This window comes from Clostridiaceae bacterium (assembly GCA_012840395.1).
Taxonomy (GTDB): Bacteria; Bacillota; Clostridia; order Acetivibrionales; family DULL01; genus DULL01.
The window spans coordinates 52068-68378 of sequence record DULL01000066.1 but is presented as its reverse complement, the minus strand read 5'-3'; the positions used below and the strand labels follow the sequence as shown (position 1 = coordinate 68378).

Annotated in this window: 14 protein-coding genes; all 14 read right to left on the bottom strand. The window is 35.7% G+C overall.

Annotated elements, in window-relative coordinates; all coding sequences use genetic code 11:
* Window positions 1-6 precede the first annotated feature (6 nt).
* Entirely contained in the window at window positions 7-1281 is a 1275-nt protein-coding gene (locus GXX20_08245; protein ID HHW31647.1) for a TRAP transporter large permease, read from the bottom strand.
* On the bottom strand, window positions 1259-1762 hold the full coding sequence (locus GXX20_08240; protein HHW31646.1) for a TRAP transporter small permease: 504 nt from the start codon (window positions 1760-1762) through the stop codon (window positions 1259-1261). The genes GXX20_08245 and GXX20_08240 overlap by 23 nt, the downstream gene beginning before the upstream one ends.
* 87 nt (window positions 1763-1849) lie before the next feature.
* Window positions 1850-2914, bottom strand: coding sequence for a TRAP transporter substrate-binding protein (locus GXX20_08235; protein ID HHW31645.1), 1065 nt, complete (start codon window positions 2912-2914; stop codon window positions 1850-1852).
* A 90-nt stretch (window positions 2915-3004) separates the two neighbouring features.
* Window positions 3005-3673: an Asp/Glu/hydantoin racemase gene (locus tag GXX20_08230; protein HHW31644.1), complete on the bottom strand. Its 669-nt coding sequence runs from the start codon at window positions 3671-3673 to the stop codon at window positions 3005-3007.
* Between the two features lie 353 nt (window positions 3674-4026).
* Entirely contained in the window at window positions 4027-5526 is a 1500-nt protein-coding gene (locus GXX20_08225) for a threonine synthase (protein HHW31643.1), read from the bottom strand.
* 150 nt (window positions 5527-5676) lie between these two features.
* The gene (locus GXX20_08220; GenBank protein HHW31642.1) at window positions 5677-6807 is read right to left on the bottom strand and encodes a patatin; all 1131 of its coding nucleotides are present in this window, start codon (window positions 6805-6807) and stop codon (window positions 5677-5679) included.
* A 170-nt stretch (window positions 6808-6977) separates the two neighbouring features.
* Window positions 6978-8147, bottom strand: coding sequence for a tetratricopeptide repeat protein (locus GXX20_08215; protein HHW31641.1), 1170 nt, complete (start codon window positions 8145-8147; stop codon window positions 6978-6980).
* A gap of 151 nt (window positions 8148-8298) precedes the next feature.
* Window positions 8299-9582, bottom strand: coding sequence for a bifunctional folylpolyglutamate synthase/dihydrofolate synthase (locus tag GXX20_08210; protein HHW31640.1), 1284 nt, complete (start codon window positions 9580-9582; stop codon window positions 8299-8301).
* A gap of 92 nt (window positions 9583-9674) precedes the next feature.
* Window positions 9675-12413 carry a preprotein translocase subunit SecA gene (gene secA / locus GXX20_08205; GenBank protein ID HHW31639.1) on the bottom strand — a complete coding sequence of 913 codons (2739 nt, stop codon included), beginning with the start codon at window positions 12411-12413 and terminating at the stop codon, window positions 9675-9677.
* A gap of 53 nt (window positions 12414-12466) precedes the next feature.
* Window positions 12467-12772 carry a hypothetical protein gene (locus GXX20_08200; GenBank protein ID HHW31638.1) on the bottom strand — a complete coding sequence of 102 codons (306 nt, stop codon included), beginning with the start codon at window positions 12770-12772 and terminating at the stop codon, window positions 12467-12469.
* Between the two features lie 196 nt (window positions 12773-12968).
* Complete coding sequence (locus GXX20_08195) at window positions 12969-13463, bottom strand: shikimate kinase (GenBank protein ID HHW31637.1); 495 nt, start codon at window positions 13461-13463, stop codon at window positions 12969-12971.
* 249 nt (window positions 13464-13712) lie between these two features.
* A complete protein-coding gene (locus GXX20_08190; GenBank protein HHW31636.1) occupies window positions 13713-14396 on the bottom strand; it encodes a peptidoglycan-binding protein in 684 nt (227 codons plus the stop codon).
* Between the two features lie 138 nt (window positions 14397-14534).
* Window positions 14535-15107, bottom strand: coding sequence for a signal peptidase I (gene lepB / locus GXX20_08185; GenBank protein ID HHW31635.1), 573 nt, complete (start codon window positions 15105-15107; stop codon window positions 14535-14537).
* A gap of 189 nt (window positions 15108-15296) precedes the next feature.
* Window positions 15297-16100 carry a metallophosphoesterase gene (locus tag GXX20_08180; protein ID HHW31634.1) on the bottom strand — a complete coding sequence of 268 codons (804 nt, stop codon included), beginning with the start codon at window positions 16098-16100 and terminating at the stop codon, window positions 15297-15299.
* Window positions 16101-16311: the final 211 nt, after the last annotated feature.

The following is a 16311-nucleotide window of genomic DNA, read 5'->3' as shown; positions in this document are numbered from 1 at the left end:
CATATATTAGATAAAGCTTGCCGGCCATAGTATTAATCCTGGGAATAATATAAATAGTAAAATACATATTAATGTAGCGAATATAAACGGAAGCAAAGCCTTGGTAGCAGGTATTATATCCAGATCCATGAGATCACATGCTATATAAAGGCACATACCCACCGGCGGAGTTACAAGTCCTACACCTATGCATACTACAACAAGAACGCAGAAAACAGTTGGGTCAATCCCCACTGCCTGGGTAACAGGAAACAGTACCGGCATTAAAAGCGTAAGTGTTGCAATGCTTTCCATAAATGTTGTTACTATCAATATAATTAATAATATAATTAACAGTATTACTGTAGGATTTGTTGATATTGATAATAGAAAATCTCTTACAAATATATGGAAGCCTGCAGTAGTTAAAAGCTTGGTGTATAATGCAGCTGCCCCAATTATTATAAATATTTTGCCGCAAGTTTTGGCAGTTTCCAGCATTGCTATTTTAATATCTTCCCACTTTAACTCCTTATAAACCAGTCCGCCAACAATCAGTCCGTATACAACTGCAATAACTCCAGCCTCTGTAGGGGATACTATTCCGCTCATTATAGAGCCAATAATTATAAATGGCATAAGTATAGCCAGGAAAGATTCTTTTAAGGCTACTAAAATAGGCTTAAACTGTATTTTACCCTCTTCTTTAGGCACCCCTTCTTTTTTAGCAACAAAATAGGACACTATCATTTGAGCAATACCAAGAATAATTCCCGGAATAATTCCACCAAGGAAAAGTTTCCCGGTAGATACGCCTAAAATACCGCCCAATACAACCATTGGTATGCTTGGGGGAATTATAATGCCAATAGTTGAAGAAATGGCTGTTACAGCAACAGTAAATTCCTTGCTATATTTTTTCTTCACCATTTCTGGCATCAAAAGCCCGCTTACTCCAGCGGTATCTGCAGCCGCAGATCCTGAAATACCTGCGAACACCATACTTGCAAGTACATTTACATGAGCCAGTCCTCCTATTACATAGCCAGCTATAGAATAGCAAAAGTTGATAATACGGCGGGCGATCCCACCCTTTCCCATAACTAGGCCGGCAAATGTATAAAGGGGAATAGCCAGTAATGCAAAGGAGTTCATACCCTCAAACACACGTTGACCTACTGTAACCATATTGCTGCCGCCAATAAAAAGTATTCCTAATATTGATGACAAACCTAACGATACTGCGATAGGAACTCCCAATGCCAGAAGGACGAAGAAACTAATCATGAGAAATGCTATCACAGGCAGAACCCCCTTTTTTGTCTTTATTATTTAAGTCAACAATTAAGCCGATAATTACAGAAATTGCACTTAAAGCAGATGCCACAGGCATTAGCCAATAGACATATGACATTTTCAATGGTGGCATGGTTGATATTTCCTGCCTGGATTTGCTGGCAAGCAAATATGTTCCGTAAGTCAGTAAGCAATAGAAAGAAAAATTTATTATGCCTACAATAATCTTATTTGCAAACTTAATTTTACCTTTAAGCAGATCTTCAATCAGGGAAATTCTTAAATGGTCTGTGGTCACACAAATACCAATGCCTGCAATGAACATAGCCCAAACATTCAGATATTGGGAACCTTCCATATACCACCGGATACCACCGCCAAGGAAACGGGCAGCCACATTGTAAATTAAAATAACTACCATTATTCCTAATAAAATGCTACTTATTATGGTAGCAGTTTTATCTATTACCTTTTGCAGTTTGAGCATAACTGCTCTCCTTTCTATCCACATATATTAAGCAGGTGAAGCTTATGGTGCTTCACCTCACCTGCCTACCGTTGGTCCTTATATAATTTATTTATTTTTTTGCCATTCAGCCAATTTTGCAAGTAGTTCTTCTCCATAGGAATCTTTCAGATTCTCGGCAACAACCTTGGTCGCTTCTACAAATGGAGCAAGTTCAGGAGTAATAATAGTCATGTTTTCAGCTTCAAGCTTGCTGATATAATCTTCTGTCATTTGTTTATTTAATTCACGGTTATATTTTTCAGCTTCCTTGGCTGCTGCGGCAACAATCTCTTGCTGTGCAGGGCTCATCTTCTTCCAGGTGCTTTCAGCTATTGCAAAACACATACCTGAATAAATATGGTTTGTCACAGAAAGATAGGATTGAACTTCATATAGTTTATTATTATAAATAACAGGTATGGGATTTTCCTGTGCATCATAAGTACCTTGTTGAAGAGCCATATAGAGTTCTGAAAAAGCAAGAGGCTGCGGATTGGCTCCCAAAGCACGCATAGTAGCCATGATAACAGGATTCTCTGGGGTACGGATCAGCATTCCTTTCATATCTTCTGGTGAGTTAACTTTAACCTTTGATGTTGTAACACAGCGGAAACCATTGCAGAAATGAGATAACACCCGGATATTGTCATCTAAGAGCAATTTCTCTACTTCAGCAACTATGTCGCTGTCCATAAATGCCCACGCTTCCTCAAAGTTTTCAAACAAAAATGGAAGTGCAGAAATTCCCATCTTTGGCTCATATGTTGCAAAATTGCTGGCGTCAGTAATAATAATATCTACTGTACCTGAATCCAATGCCATAGCCTCAATTAGCGCGGCATCTCCTCCCAACTGTCCTGAAGGATAGATCTCAACAGTAACGGTTTTGCCGGTTTTTTCTTCCACTGTCTTTTTAAAGAGCTGAGATGCTAAACCACGTGGGTCTTGCTCATTAGTACTGAAACCGATTTTAAGTGTAATATTTGGGCCAATGGGTTCATTAGCATTTGATTCTTGTGTGGTTGAAGGGGTTGTAGTTGATGTTCCACTCTTATCAGAAGTGTTTTTGCCGCATGCTGTGAATACAAATAGCAACACGAAGCATAAAAGAATAGCCAGTTTTTTCTTCATGATATATTCCTCCTGTTATCATTATATTTACTTTACTATATTTAAAGGCTGCCGCCTATAATATAGAACAGAAACAAAAACAATATGCATTTATTTCATTGAGTCCGCTGCTTTTCTTACAGCTGCGGTTCCGAACCTTATGCTTGATAATACTGGCATACCTACGGCTCTGGACACTGCTTCTTCAGCATAAGCCATAGAACCTTGAGCGAATAAGAATATATCAACTTGATCTTTTACTTTAGAACAAGTATCAATCAACATTTGCTTAAAATCTTCCTGATTCAGGCCAAAAGCGCCGTCTGCCAACGCATCAACCAAAACTACTTCTTTTCCCAGGACTTTTGCACAATCCTGAATTAAACGTTTAGTAGGTTCAAGAGTAGTACGAAGTGTGGCCACTACTCCTATACGATTTCCTTTGCGTACTGCTTCCATAGCCATATCCTCATCAATGCGCACAAACTTAACACCTGTCATCTCATATAACGGTTTTGCTAGTTTTGCCACATCGCCAACCGAAGAACAGATATTAAACAGAATATTTGCTCCATCTTTTACAGCCTGTTCATACAAATTCAACAACCGGCGGGCACATCCAGGTGTAACACCACCATTGTCACGGGCTTCCTGCAGAATACTAGGATCCTGGTAGCTCACAATTGTCACACTGTCGTCTTTAAATTGAGCATTTAATTGTTGATTTACCATTTCAATTAACTCGGGGGTAGTGCTTGTGTAGACTGCTGCAATTTTCATATTGACATACTCCTTTTTGAAATAATTGGTAGATTTATAATAAATAACTGCTAACTTTCTTGGTACCTCTGCACTAGATGAAGAATTATTTGTATATTACTTTGATTTGTTAGTTTTGTATTTACTTAAGTTTAAAATTAATGAATTATAAATATTTAAAAAATTACCCAATGTCAAACGTAGGATGTTGGACTTATTATATCAATAGTTTTTTTCTATGTCAATAAGTTATTTAATTTTTAGTGATTAACCCACAAAAATAGCACTATAAAAGGCAAAATGCAAAATGGAATATAAATATAAAACCCCTTAGTTTTTCAATACTAAGGAGTTTTTATTCTTTCTAAATAGTTCTATATAGACAATATTTCTATAACTTCCTGTTTCATGCCAGATACACTGCATCTTCTCTTATGTTTTTCTTCTTTTTTATCCAGATCCCTGAGGCCTTCAGGCACAGGAATGTTGCATTTGTCTGACAGCATGTCAAGAAGCTGGAATTCGCTTTTGCCTTTGACGGCTTCTTCACCGAATATGGCTCGTACAACACTGTGATTAAATTTAAAGGGGCTGGCTGTTGAAGCTATAATAGTCTTGGTTATATCTCCTGTAGAAATCACATATTTATCATATACGTCTACACCAACTGCCGTATGGGTATCAATTACGTAGTTAAAATCGCTGTATATGGATTCAATGGTTTTTAAAGTCTCACTCTCATTAGTATATCCTCCCCAGAAAACGGAAGTAATTCTTTTATGGGTTTCTTCATCTATGAAGTATATGCCGTCGCTCATGAGTTTTTTCATCCACATATTTATCATATCCGAATTATGCTCTGTTATTTCATAAAGAAGTCTTTCCAGGTTACTGGATATAAGTATATCCATTGATGGTGATATAGTCTTTTTGAATTCTCTTCTGATATCATATATTCCGGTCCTTATAAAATCTGTCAATACATTATTTTCATTTGATGCACAAATAAGTTTATTTACAGGAAGTCCCATTTTCATAGCATAATAAGCAGCCAGTATATTGCCGAAATTACCTGTAGGAACCACAATGTTTACTTTTTCTCCGGCCTTGATATTTCCTTCTTTCAAGAGATCGGCATATGCAGAAAAATAGTAAATAATCTGAGGAACCAGCCTTCCCCAGTTAATTGAGTTTGCAGAAGAAAAAACATGTCCCCCCTCTGACATTCTCTTCTCTAGCTCTTTATCTGCAAATATCTTTTTTACACCACTTTGGGCATCATCAAAATTACCTTCTACGGCGACCGACCAGACATTATTACCCTCTTGAGTAACCATCTGCTTTTTTTGAACCTGACTGACACCATTTTCCGGGAAAAACACTATAACCTTTGTCCCCTTAACATTTTTAAATCCTTCCAGGGCTGCTTTACCAGTATCACCCGATGTTGCAACCAGAATTACTATTTCTTTTGTTTCTCCCGTCTTCTCAATTGCTTTAACCAGTAAATGAGGCATTATTTGTAAAGCCATGTCCTTAAAAGCACTGGTAGGCCCATGCCACAATTCCAGTACATAAAGGTTTCCATTAAGCGCCACAACCGGAGCAATATTGGTATTACTGAACTTACTGGATTGGTAAGCATTATTTACACATTCTTTTATTTCTTCATCTGTATAATCACTTAGAAAATATTTCAGAATTTTACAAGCTCTTTCCTGATAACTCATACCTGCCATTTCTTGGATTTGCTCAAAGCTTATTACTATATCCTTTTCAGGAACAAACAAACCTCCATCCGGAGCAATACCCATTTTTATGGCTTGTGCAGAGTTTATTGACTTTAAACCACCTCTGGTACTTTCATATAGCATAATAATCCCCCTTGCACAAAAAAATAGGCCCTGGGCAATACTAATTGCCCAAAGTAAATATGTGCTGTAAGTATATTATATATATAATACAACAAATACTCCGGAAATTAAAGAACTTGACCTAATGATTATTTCCTGGAAATTAGGGGGTTAATATCTAAAAAAACTGAAAGGGTAGAAAAATCCTCTCCTATATCTCATCAAATCCCTTTCCATCTTGTTAAATACCTTATAGGCTTCATTTTTTCCCGCATTAAACATATGAACTTTATCATCATTGCTCAGGTTAAAATCCAGCATTGATATTTTTGGACTAATTAATATTTCCCCAATATATTTTATTTTAATTTCTTTATCTTTAGGTAAACCGGGATCATGAATGGCAGATATAATGCTCTTTAGAATATCAAGAGCCGTATTCAGGCTAAAAAATCCAGGTTTTTTATTACCGTCTTTGAGGACAAAGCCTACTGCTTTGGCTGTTTCAGCATTGATAGCCCAGTGAGGAAAACTATCAAGTGCTCCTCCATCAATAAGGTAGTAGGTTTTGGTTTTTTTCCCTTCTGTCTTCTTAATCTCTACCGGCTTAAAAGCAAAAGGATTGCAGGTACTGATTCTGATTGCTTTAGCCACTTCAAACTCATCAGGATTAATGCCATAAAACTCAAGATCATCAGGTAAAACTACCAACTTTGCCCTGGTGCAATCAACTCCTGTAACTCTTAATTTATATCCTTTCGGATTTTGTTTATCAACTGTTCCTCCTCTTAAATCACCAAAAGTCCTGATACCTTTTTTTCTCAGACATATTGATATCCATTCCTCCAGATAGTCTCCGTCAAAAAGACTACCCTCTTTTGCAAATGTGGCAATATTTTTAAAGAAATTACTTCTTTCTAAATACTGGTCCTGATCAGATTCATCTTCATTAACAAAATCATCAAAATTATATTTTCTGCTAAAAAAATTCTTAATACTTTCTTCACCTGTAGTTCTGGTCCTGTGAACAAACTCTAAGTATCTTTCGATCACCGGTACTTTTTTAGGTATCTTACTGAACTGTACTTCTTCAAAATCGAACTCATTAAGGTTTTTCCACATTTCATATGGACTCATCCCTGCTGAAAGGAAGGACCCCGCTAATGCTCCTGCTGATACTCCGGCTATGTTACCCCATTTGTATCCCCTGTCATAGGCTTCTGCAAAAACGCCAATATATGCTATGCCCCTTACTCCTCCGCCTCCAAGCGCAATATTTATTTTACTTAATTTAGGATTCAAAAGACTCACCCCAATAAAAATAAACCTTATATCGGTTTATTCTATTGACTCATATTAATAAATACTGCTATATAATATGAAAAAGGCAGCATAAATGCTACCTTTTAAACTTTATCATTTAAATTGACTATATTTAACATAAGTAGATTAGTTTTTAATATTAAAAGTAATTAAGGCATCTGGGTTAATTCATTTATCCTGTACTTTGCATACGAATAATAATAACTGTTTGGATAGTTATCAAGTATCTGCTGGAACATGGCAATGGCATTTCTTGAATTATTCAGTTCTTTATAAGATCTTCCCATATAATACAAAGTAGCATCAATTCGTGAATATTTTTCATCATATAACCGTACTTTTTCAAATAGCTTCAATGCTTCTTCATATTCTCTGTTTATGTACTTGGCATATGCTTTGTTATAAGCACTCTCAGCCGCAAGGGGCATAATATTTTTATACATTTCTTCAAACTTTGATTTTTCTTCATCCTGAAAATCAAATGTTTTCAACAGTATAAGCATATCTGCCGCATCTTCATATTTTTTGTTGTCTGCCAGTTCCTTAACTTCAAAAAGCTTAAGGGTAAATTTATAATAATCTATATTTGAATTGGCTTCCTGCAAATCTTTTTCCAGATTCTTATTGGTTTCGGATAATTGATCATATTTATCGTTAAGTTCTTCAATCTGACTTAATAATTCATCTTTTTCCCCGCTGATTTTTGCTATCTCTTTTGTACTGTTCCCTTTTATAACAGGTATCACAATTAGCAGTGGTAATATTAAACCTGCTATAAAAGACACTGCCATCAGCTTTATTTTGTAACTATCATTAAACAATGGTATTTTATTTTTATTTTGATTTTGCTGTTTACCCGGATATTGTTCTGCTTTGAGGCTGGGTTGCGCTATCTCTTTTGGTTCTTTACTTTTCCCAAGCTTTTTTTTATTTACCGCTCCTTTTTTCTTACTTGAAGCAGTTGCAGCATCTCCGTCCTGTCCGCTCTTTATCTGATTTATGTACGAGAGAGCTCTTACACCGTTGTTCTCGGCATTTACTACTCTTTCAAACATTTCAATTGCCTTTTGCTGGTCATTTAAGTAAGAGTAGCATACTCCAAGAAGGTTTACAGCTTCATAAAAATCAGGATTCAGTGCTATTGCTTTCCTAAGCTCAATTACTGCAATATCTTCGCTTCCATTCTGCAAACTTTCCAGTGCTTTATTATAAAGAATTATCGAATTCTTAATATTATCAGGAAGATCTGCGCCTTCATCTTCCAATATCTTCATATCAATCGGACTGTAATTCTTCAATTCCTCCTTGAGATCAATCATGGAAGCACCTCCTATCTCATACAAATCATTTACTATTTGAAGATTATAATATATAACCTAATATAAATTCTATTGCAGTATACCCAAATACATCTAATATAAATACATTAATAAATATAAATAATAAATTAACTATACAAATTATCGGCTTTTACTTATTATTTTTAAAATAATTTCTTACCTCACCAATATAGTACAGTGAACCGAAAGCACAGATAACATCTCCGGGCTCTGCTTCCCGCAAACTTTTTTCAATTGCTTCTTTTATTGTTGGGCTGGCTGTTACATTACTACAATAGAATCTAATAATTTCAGCAGTCTCTTCCGCTTCCAGGGCTCTGTCACTGTTAGGGGTTACTGTTATAAACCTATCCGCTATAGGTGAAACAGCTTCAATCATTTCTCTGTATTTTTTATCTTTTAAAACGCCTATAATAAATATTTTTCTCCTGTCAGGAAAGTATAGGTTTAATGCATCATGAAGTGCTTTTGCCCCTTCAATGTTGTGAGCACCATCTATTAAGAACAATGGCTCCCTGTTAACAATTTCCAATCTCCCCGGCCACCTGGCCTTAATCAGCCCTTTTAATATTGATTGCTGATTTATTGCAAAACCTTTGTCCCTCAGCACCTCTGCAGTTTTAATTGCTACTATTGCATTATTAATCTGGTGAGAGCCAATCAGAGAAATCTTAACATTTCCATAATCTTTATAATTAAAGGCTTGTCCATCAGCACCAAACTCTATACTACTGATTCCTGAAAAATCAACCCAATGGAGCCTTGCATTTTTATCCTTGCATACTTTTTCAAATACTTCTCTGACATCTTCAACCTGAGGATATATTACAACATCACAATCATTTTTTATTATTCCAGCCTTTTCAAAGGCAATTTCTGGAAGAGTATTTCCCAGTCGGTCCATATGGTCATAATTTATAGTTGTAATCACTGCCACCTCTGGTTTGTCTATCACATTTGTTGAATCGAATCTTCCTCCAAGACCAACTTCAAGTACTACAATATCACAGTTAACTTCAGCAAAATACTGAAAAGCCATGGCAGTTATAATCTCAAATTCTGTAGGATGGTTTTCGCCTTCAGCCAGCATCTTCTCAACATTTGCCTTAATCAGTCCAGTTAGCCTGGCAATATCTTCTTCTTTAATCTCCTCATCATTTACCTTTATTCTTTCGGTAAAACGCTCAAGATATGGAGAAGTAAAAATTCCTACTTTATAACCCGATTCAATAAGAATACTGCTAATAAATGCAGACGTAGAACCTTTACCGTTTGTTCCAGCCACATGGACATATTTTAATTTTCTTTGCGGATTGCCCATTAATTCCAATAGTCTGGTAATATTCTTTAATCCAAGTTTACTTCCAAATTTATGAGTGCCATGTATATAATTTAACGCTTCCTGGTAGTCCATAGTCTTTCCTCACAAGTATAATAAAAATTTTTATTAGAAAATTTCATTGTATTTTTAAATAATATATTTCTTCATATGAATTATTTTAAAATTTAATTATTAGCACCGCAACATTTTTTATATTTTTTGCCACTTCCGCAGGGACAGGGATCATTTCTTCCAACTTTCTCGCTGGATCTGGTTACTGGTTTTCTTACCTCATCCCCATGGCTGGCAGTAACCGGTTCTGCAACCTTTTCCCTCTTGACAGCCCTTTCCTTATCTATCCTTGACTTAAGAAGTATCTTCAGTGAATCCTCCTGGATGTTCCTTATCATTTCCTCAAACATCTCAAACCCTTCAAATTTATATTCTATAACCGGATCCCTCTGGCCATAAGCCCTAAGGCCGATGCCTTGCCTTAACTGATCCATTGCATCAATATGATCCATCCATTTTTCATCGACCATACGCAATAGAACCACTCTCTCAAATTCCCTCATTAATTCAGGTGTAAGCTCCTGTTCTCTTGCCTCGTATGCCTTCAATGCATTACTGAGTATGGTTTCTTTGAGAGATTCTTTAGTTATATCTTCCATATTCTCTCTGTTTACCTTAAGAGTTCCCTTGGGCAATAATATATTCTCAGCATATTCTATAATGCCGTTCCAATCCCAGTTGTCCGGATATGGACTTTCACTGCAGTAAGTGGATATAATCCTCTCTACCACACCTTCTATCATTTTTATATAATTGTCTTTTAAGTTATCTCCATTAAGAACAGATTTCCTTTGGGAGTATATTATCTCCCTTTGCTTGTTCATTACATCATCATATTCAAGCACATGCTTCCTTATATCAAAATTCTTGCCTTCAACTCTTTTTTGTGCATTTTCTATAGCATTGGAAAGCATCTTATGCTCAATGGGCTGATCCTCCTCCAGCCCAAGGGCATCAACAATTCCTGTCAACCTGTCGCTGCCGAATAATCTCATTAAATCGTCTTCAAGGGAAATATAAAACCTTGAAGAACCCGGGTCACCCTGACGTCCGGATCTGCCGCGGAGCTGATTATCAATACGTCTGGATTCATGCCTTTCAGTACCAATAATATGAAGGCCTCCAAGTTCCACTACTTTTTTTCTTTCAGCATCTGTTTCCTTTTTAAAAGTTTCATATATATTTCGGAAAGTTCTTCTGGCTTCAAGAATTATTTCATCATTGGTTTCTTCAAACCCTGTAGCTTTATTTATTAATTCATCTGAATAACCCTTTTTCCTCATCTCCTGTTTAGCCATAAATTCAGGATTCCCACCAAGAACAATATCCGTTCCTCTTCCAGCCATATTTGTTGCGATGGTAACTGCTTTATATTTTCCAGCCTGAGCTATTATCTCAGCTTCCTTTTCATGGTATTTTGCATTAAGAACCTGGTGGCTTATTCCACGCTTTTTAAGCATGGAACTTAACAACTCTGATTTTTCAATGGATATTGTACCTATAAGAACCGGCTGTCCCCTGGAATAACAGTCGGCTATTTCGTTGATGACCGCGTTGAATTTTCCCATCTCGGTTTTATAGACACAATCAGGATAATCCTTACGTATCATGGGCTTATTCGTGGGAATAACAACTACATCAAGATTATAAATTGTTCTGAATTCATTTTCCTCAGTTTGAGCGGTTCCTGTCATACCTGCCAGTTTTTTATACATTCTGAAATAGTTTTGGAAAGTAATAGTAGCCAAGGTTTTACTTTCACGTTCAACCTTTACCCCTTCCTTAGCTTCTATTGCCTGATGAAGGCCGTCACTGTATCTTCTGCCATACATTAACCTACCTGTAAATTCATCAACGATAATTATTTCTCCATCTTTTTCCACATAATCCCTGTCTTTTTTCATTAAACCATGAGCTTTCAATGCCTGGTTAATATGATGGGAAATTGTAAGATTCTCGGGATCTGAAAGATTTTCTATACCAAAAAACTGTTCGGCTTTTTTTACGCCTTTAGCCGTCAGTGTAGCGGTATGAGCCTTTTCATCAACAATGTAGTCTTCTTCAATTTCGTCATCTATATCCTGTTTATTGTCTAACTGGGTAAACACTCTTGCTTTGAGCCTTCTTACAAATGCATCTGCCTTTTTATATAAATCTGTGGATTTATCACCAGCTCCTGAAATAATTAGAGGTGTTCTTGCTTCATCAATAAGGATACTATCAACCTCGTCAACTATTGCATAATTCAATTCCCTTTGAACTATATCTTCTTTATAAATGACCATGTTGTCTCTTAAATAGTCAAATCCAAATTCGTTATTTGTTCCATAAGTAACATCACTATTATATGCTCTTTTCCTTTGCACACTGTCAAGGCCATGAACAATCAAACCAACAGAAAGCCCTAAAAACTTATATATTTTACCCATCCACTCGCTGTCACGGGTTGCCAGGTAGTCATTAACCGTCACAACATGAACTCCCTTGCCTTCCAGCGCATTAAGGTAAACTGGGAGTGTGGCTACCAAGGTCTTTCCTTCACCGGTTTTCATCTCGGCAATCCTGCCTTGATGGAGTACTATTCCTCCAATTAATTGAACTCTAAAATGTCTCATTCCCAGTACTCTTCTGGAAGCTTCCCTGACTACAGCAAATGCTTCGGGAAGAATATCATCAAGGGTTTCACCTTTAGCAAGCCTATCTTTAAATTCACCTGTCTTCCCTCTTAGCTGATCATCGCTCAAAGCTTTTACACTTTCTTCGAGAGCTTCTATTCTATCCACTATGGGAATTATTTTCTTTATTTCTCTGTCACTATAACTGCCAAATATTTTTTCTATTATTTTAAGCATTTACGTTCCTCCAAAATTATTGCATTATCTTTTTCTCATGATATCATGTTCCGTTATTGTTCCTTATTATATGCCGATTCAAGCCTTTCCAATATTAATCTATATCCGTCTGCACCATAATTTAAGCACCTGTTTACCCTACTGATTGTGGCCGTACTTGCTCCAGTTTCTTCACTGATTTCCTGATAGGTCTTTTTATTTCTCAACATTTTTGCTACTTCCAGCCTTTGAGCCATAGCTTTTATTTCCGCAATAGTGCAAACATCTTCAAAAAAACTGTAACACTCATCCACGTTTTCCAATAATAGTATAGCCTCAAATAACCTATCTATTAACTTATCCTTCAACTTGGAATTCATAATTGCCACACTCCCTGCTTAAGAATAAAGGCGGTGAAAATAATAATTAAAATATCATATTTATATTAATAAGAATTATTCTCAAGTCATACATTATCAACTTTTTTTACTATAGTCAAGAACAGGGCAGCTATGAGTGAAATCGCGATAATTACCTGTTACAGGCTTATAGCTTCATGAATAAATATGCAAGGCTTTAAGATAATTTATCCTTTATTAAATTGACTATTTCTTCTACTTCTTTACCAGTACAATCTAATATAATATCTGCATATTTTTCGTATAAAGGTGTTCTTTCATTAAATAAGCCCTGTAAATCCTGTTCTTTCCCAAAAACAATACCTCTTGAAGTAATGTTTGTAAGTCTTCTTTTTATTTCATCATAGCTGGTATTTAAATATACTAAAATTCCATTTTGTTTAAGGTGCTCCATTGCTTTATGGCTGTATATAACGCTTCCTCCGGTTGCAACAACATGATTGTTGCAATTAAGCTCTAATATTATTTCCTCTTCTATCTGAATAAAACTGTCAATACCTTTTTCTGTAATAATATCTTGCAATAATTTGTTTTCTTTCTTCTGAATCAGCAAATCTGTATCAACGAAGTCCATGCCCATTGTTTTTGCAAGAATAACGCCAATTGTACTCTTTCCTGATGCCGGCATTCCTATTAAAACTATGTTTTTCATAATACCTCCAGGATATTCCAAATCATTACATGATAAATCTTCTTTAAAATTTCCTTTAAAGGTAAATACCGTATCTTATGTTTAAATTATTTTTTTATTATTTATTACTTTAATTTAATAACATTTTATCATAATTATTTCTAATATACACAGAAAGTTATATAAAAACAAAAAAGGCCCTATGGCCTTATCAATATATATGATAAATAAATGAAGAAAGTAACTTAATAAGGGTAATGGTATGGCTTACTAAGGATTAACTACTGTAGGTGTACGTCCGATTGATACTGCAGCTTCTGTAAGAGCTTCCCATGTATTACAACCCACAATGCCATCCTGAGTAAGTCCCATTGAACGCTGAAAGTTAATTACGGCATTCCGTGTTCCTGGTCCAAAATATCCATCAAGTCCTGAACCAGAAAAACCCAGAGCATTAAGTGCATCCTGCAGTACAAGTACATAAACGCCTACACTTCCTGTTCGTATAAGTGGATAACCTCCTGCAGCGCAGGCCGGAGGGCTCTGGCGGGCATCAAAATGTACCCAGGTTGGTGTCAGATATGCTGGTTCTACATAAGTCCATACTCCTGATTGTATTGCAGTATTCCGAAGCTGATTTCTTGTATTGTTGTCTAAATTCTGGCCAACATCGAAAGCTACTCCTGCATAATGCTGTGACATAGCTGCATGGCCGCCCTCCCATATACGCTTGAAGGCATATCCCACATATATGGGACGTCCCCATAGGCTTCTTGTAGTATTGAAGGCTTCCATTGCCCGTCTGGTTGTCCATAAAGTGTTAGCCCTGGAGCTTCCCCTGAATTCACCGACAGTCAGTGTTCTTCCAACGTTATAGGGCATTGCATCAGTTTCCCCAAGAACATAATACTCCATGCTGTTAGTCCGGTTATTATATACATAAATATTTGCCATAAGCAATATTCCTTTACATAATCTCTTGCATCCTTTTGTATTATATGCAAAAACCCCACAGATTGTTAATCCAGGGGTTTATAAATATGCTTAACACTTTATTACTGAGTAATAAACATTGTTATAATTTATATTAACCTAAAACTTTATAAACAGTGTCCCTACAATATGGTCAATGGGTATAAATCCAATGTGCCTGCTGTCAGTACTATTATTTCTGTTATCTCCCATTACAAAAACATGTCCTTCAGGTACTTTTATTTTCCCTTCAGGAAAATACATCATCAAATCCTTCACATAGTTTTCTTCCATAAGTATACCATTTAAGTATAGGTTATTGTCTTTATAATCAAGTACATCTCCTTCTTTTGCAATTACTCTTTTCACCCAGTATATTCTAGATTCATAAGAATTATCAAAAAGCTTGTAAGTTATTAAATTATATTTCAATGCATCAATAATATCGTCCTTTAGAGTTCTTTTCCTGTCAATTCTGCTGTCAATTATTACAATGTCCCCATAATTGATATCTTTTTTTAAGTGATGGGATAGCTTGTTAATTATAATCCTGTCTTTGTCATGCAAGGTCGGTTCCATTGACTGCCCTTCCACCTGTGTGGGCTGTATAACAAATACTACAATTACTAAAGCCATTACAAAGGCAATTAATATATGACATGTCCAGTCCAGTATTTCTTTTACTAATTTCATGTTGTATCCCTTCATCCACAAATATTTCAGTCACAAATATACTCAGGATTCATATTCTCAGTGAACTACAATCCATTATTCCCATTCTTGCATCTTAACTGCTTCCTTCATATTTTATTTTATAAAATAATATATTAAAATTAAAGCTTTGTAAAAATCTTGTTAATTTTTATTTAACATTTTTATGTCTTACAGCTCAATAACATTTATCTGCGGCCGTGCAAAAAACCTTATTGGATAATTACTTGCAAAACCAACACCGTTAGATATTAAGACTTGTGTGTGTTCTGTCTTCACTAACCCAGTTCTGTACTTTTGTCCATATTGTGAAGGTACGAAGGGAGACCATAGACCAAAGAATGTTATTTGCCCTCCATGTGTATGACCGCTAAGTACTAAATCTACTTTATTTGTTTTCAGTGTCTCAGCAAAGTCCGGATTATGAGACAATACTATTACAAAATCTGATTCATCCACATCGTGAATGGTGTTTTGGATTATTGTCAGGTCTTCCCAGTAATCTCCTACACCACCTATCTTGATCCTGTCCTTATTCTTATATATCCATAGGGAATCATTGTCAAGACACACTATTCCGGCTTTCCTCATACATTCTTTCGTTAATCTCTCATTTTCCCGATGGTCGTGATTGCCAAGAACACCATATTTCCCTATAGAAGCCTTTAATCTGGCCAATTCTTCAAAACAAGGTTTTATATGGTCCTGGCTATAGCTTACATAATCACCGCCTAATAGAATAATATCCGGATTAAGGCTGTTAACCTTTTCAACTACTTTTCTTATTTGTTCTCTTGCAAAGTTTTCTTTATAGTGAATATCTGTAATGAATACTATTCTGGTATTTTTAAAAGATGGCGGAACATCGGCATCAGTTATTTTAGTAACCTTGATTTGAATCCAAAAGGCTTCAAAAAAACCATAGCCAATAAGAATAATAAACATCACAGTTATTATTATCAATAATTTGGCCATAGGAGGCAGATATAGTGTTGGTGACTTATTTAGCTTTTTCTGCCTATCTGAAATAATAGGTTTCATTGATACAGGTCCCATCAATATTACCTCTGTAATCTGTGTAATCTAGATTATTTTACTTACCTTTGGGATAGGTTATTCTTATATATCAGGTTATTAGCAAAATGAGTCTTTTGCTAAATTCATAACTGTCTATGCATTAATTTCC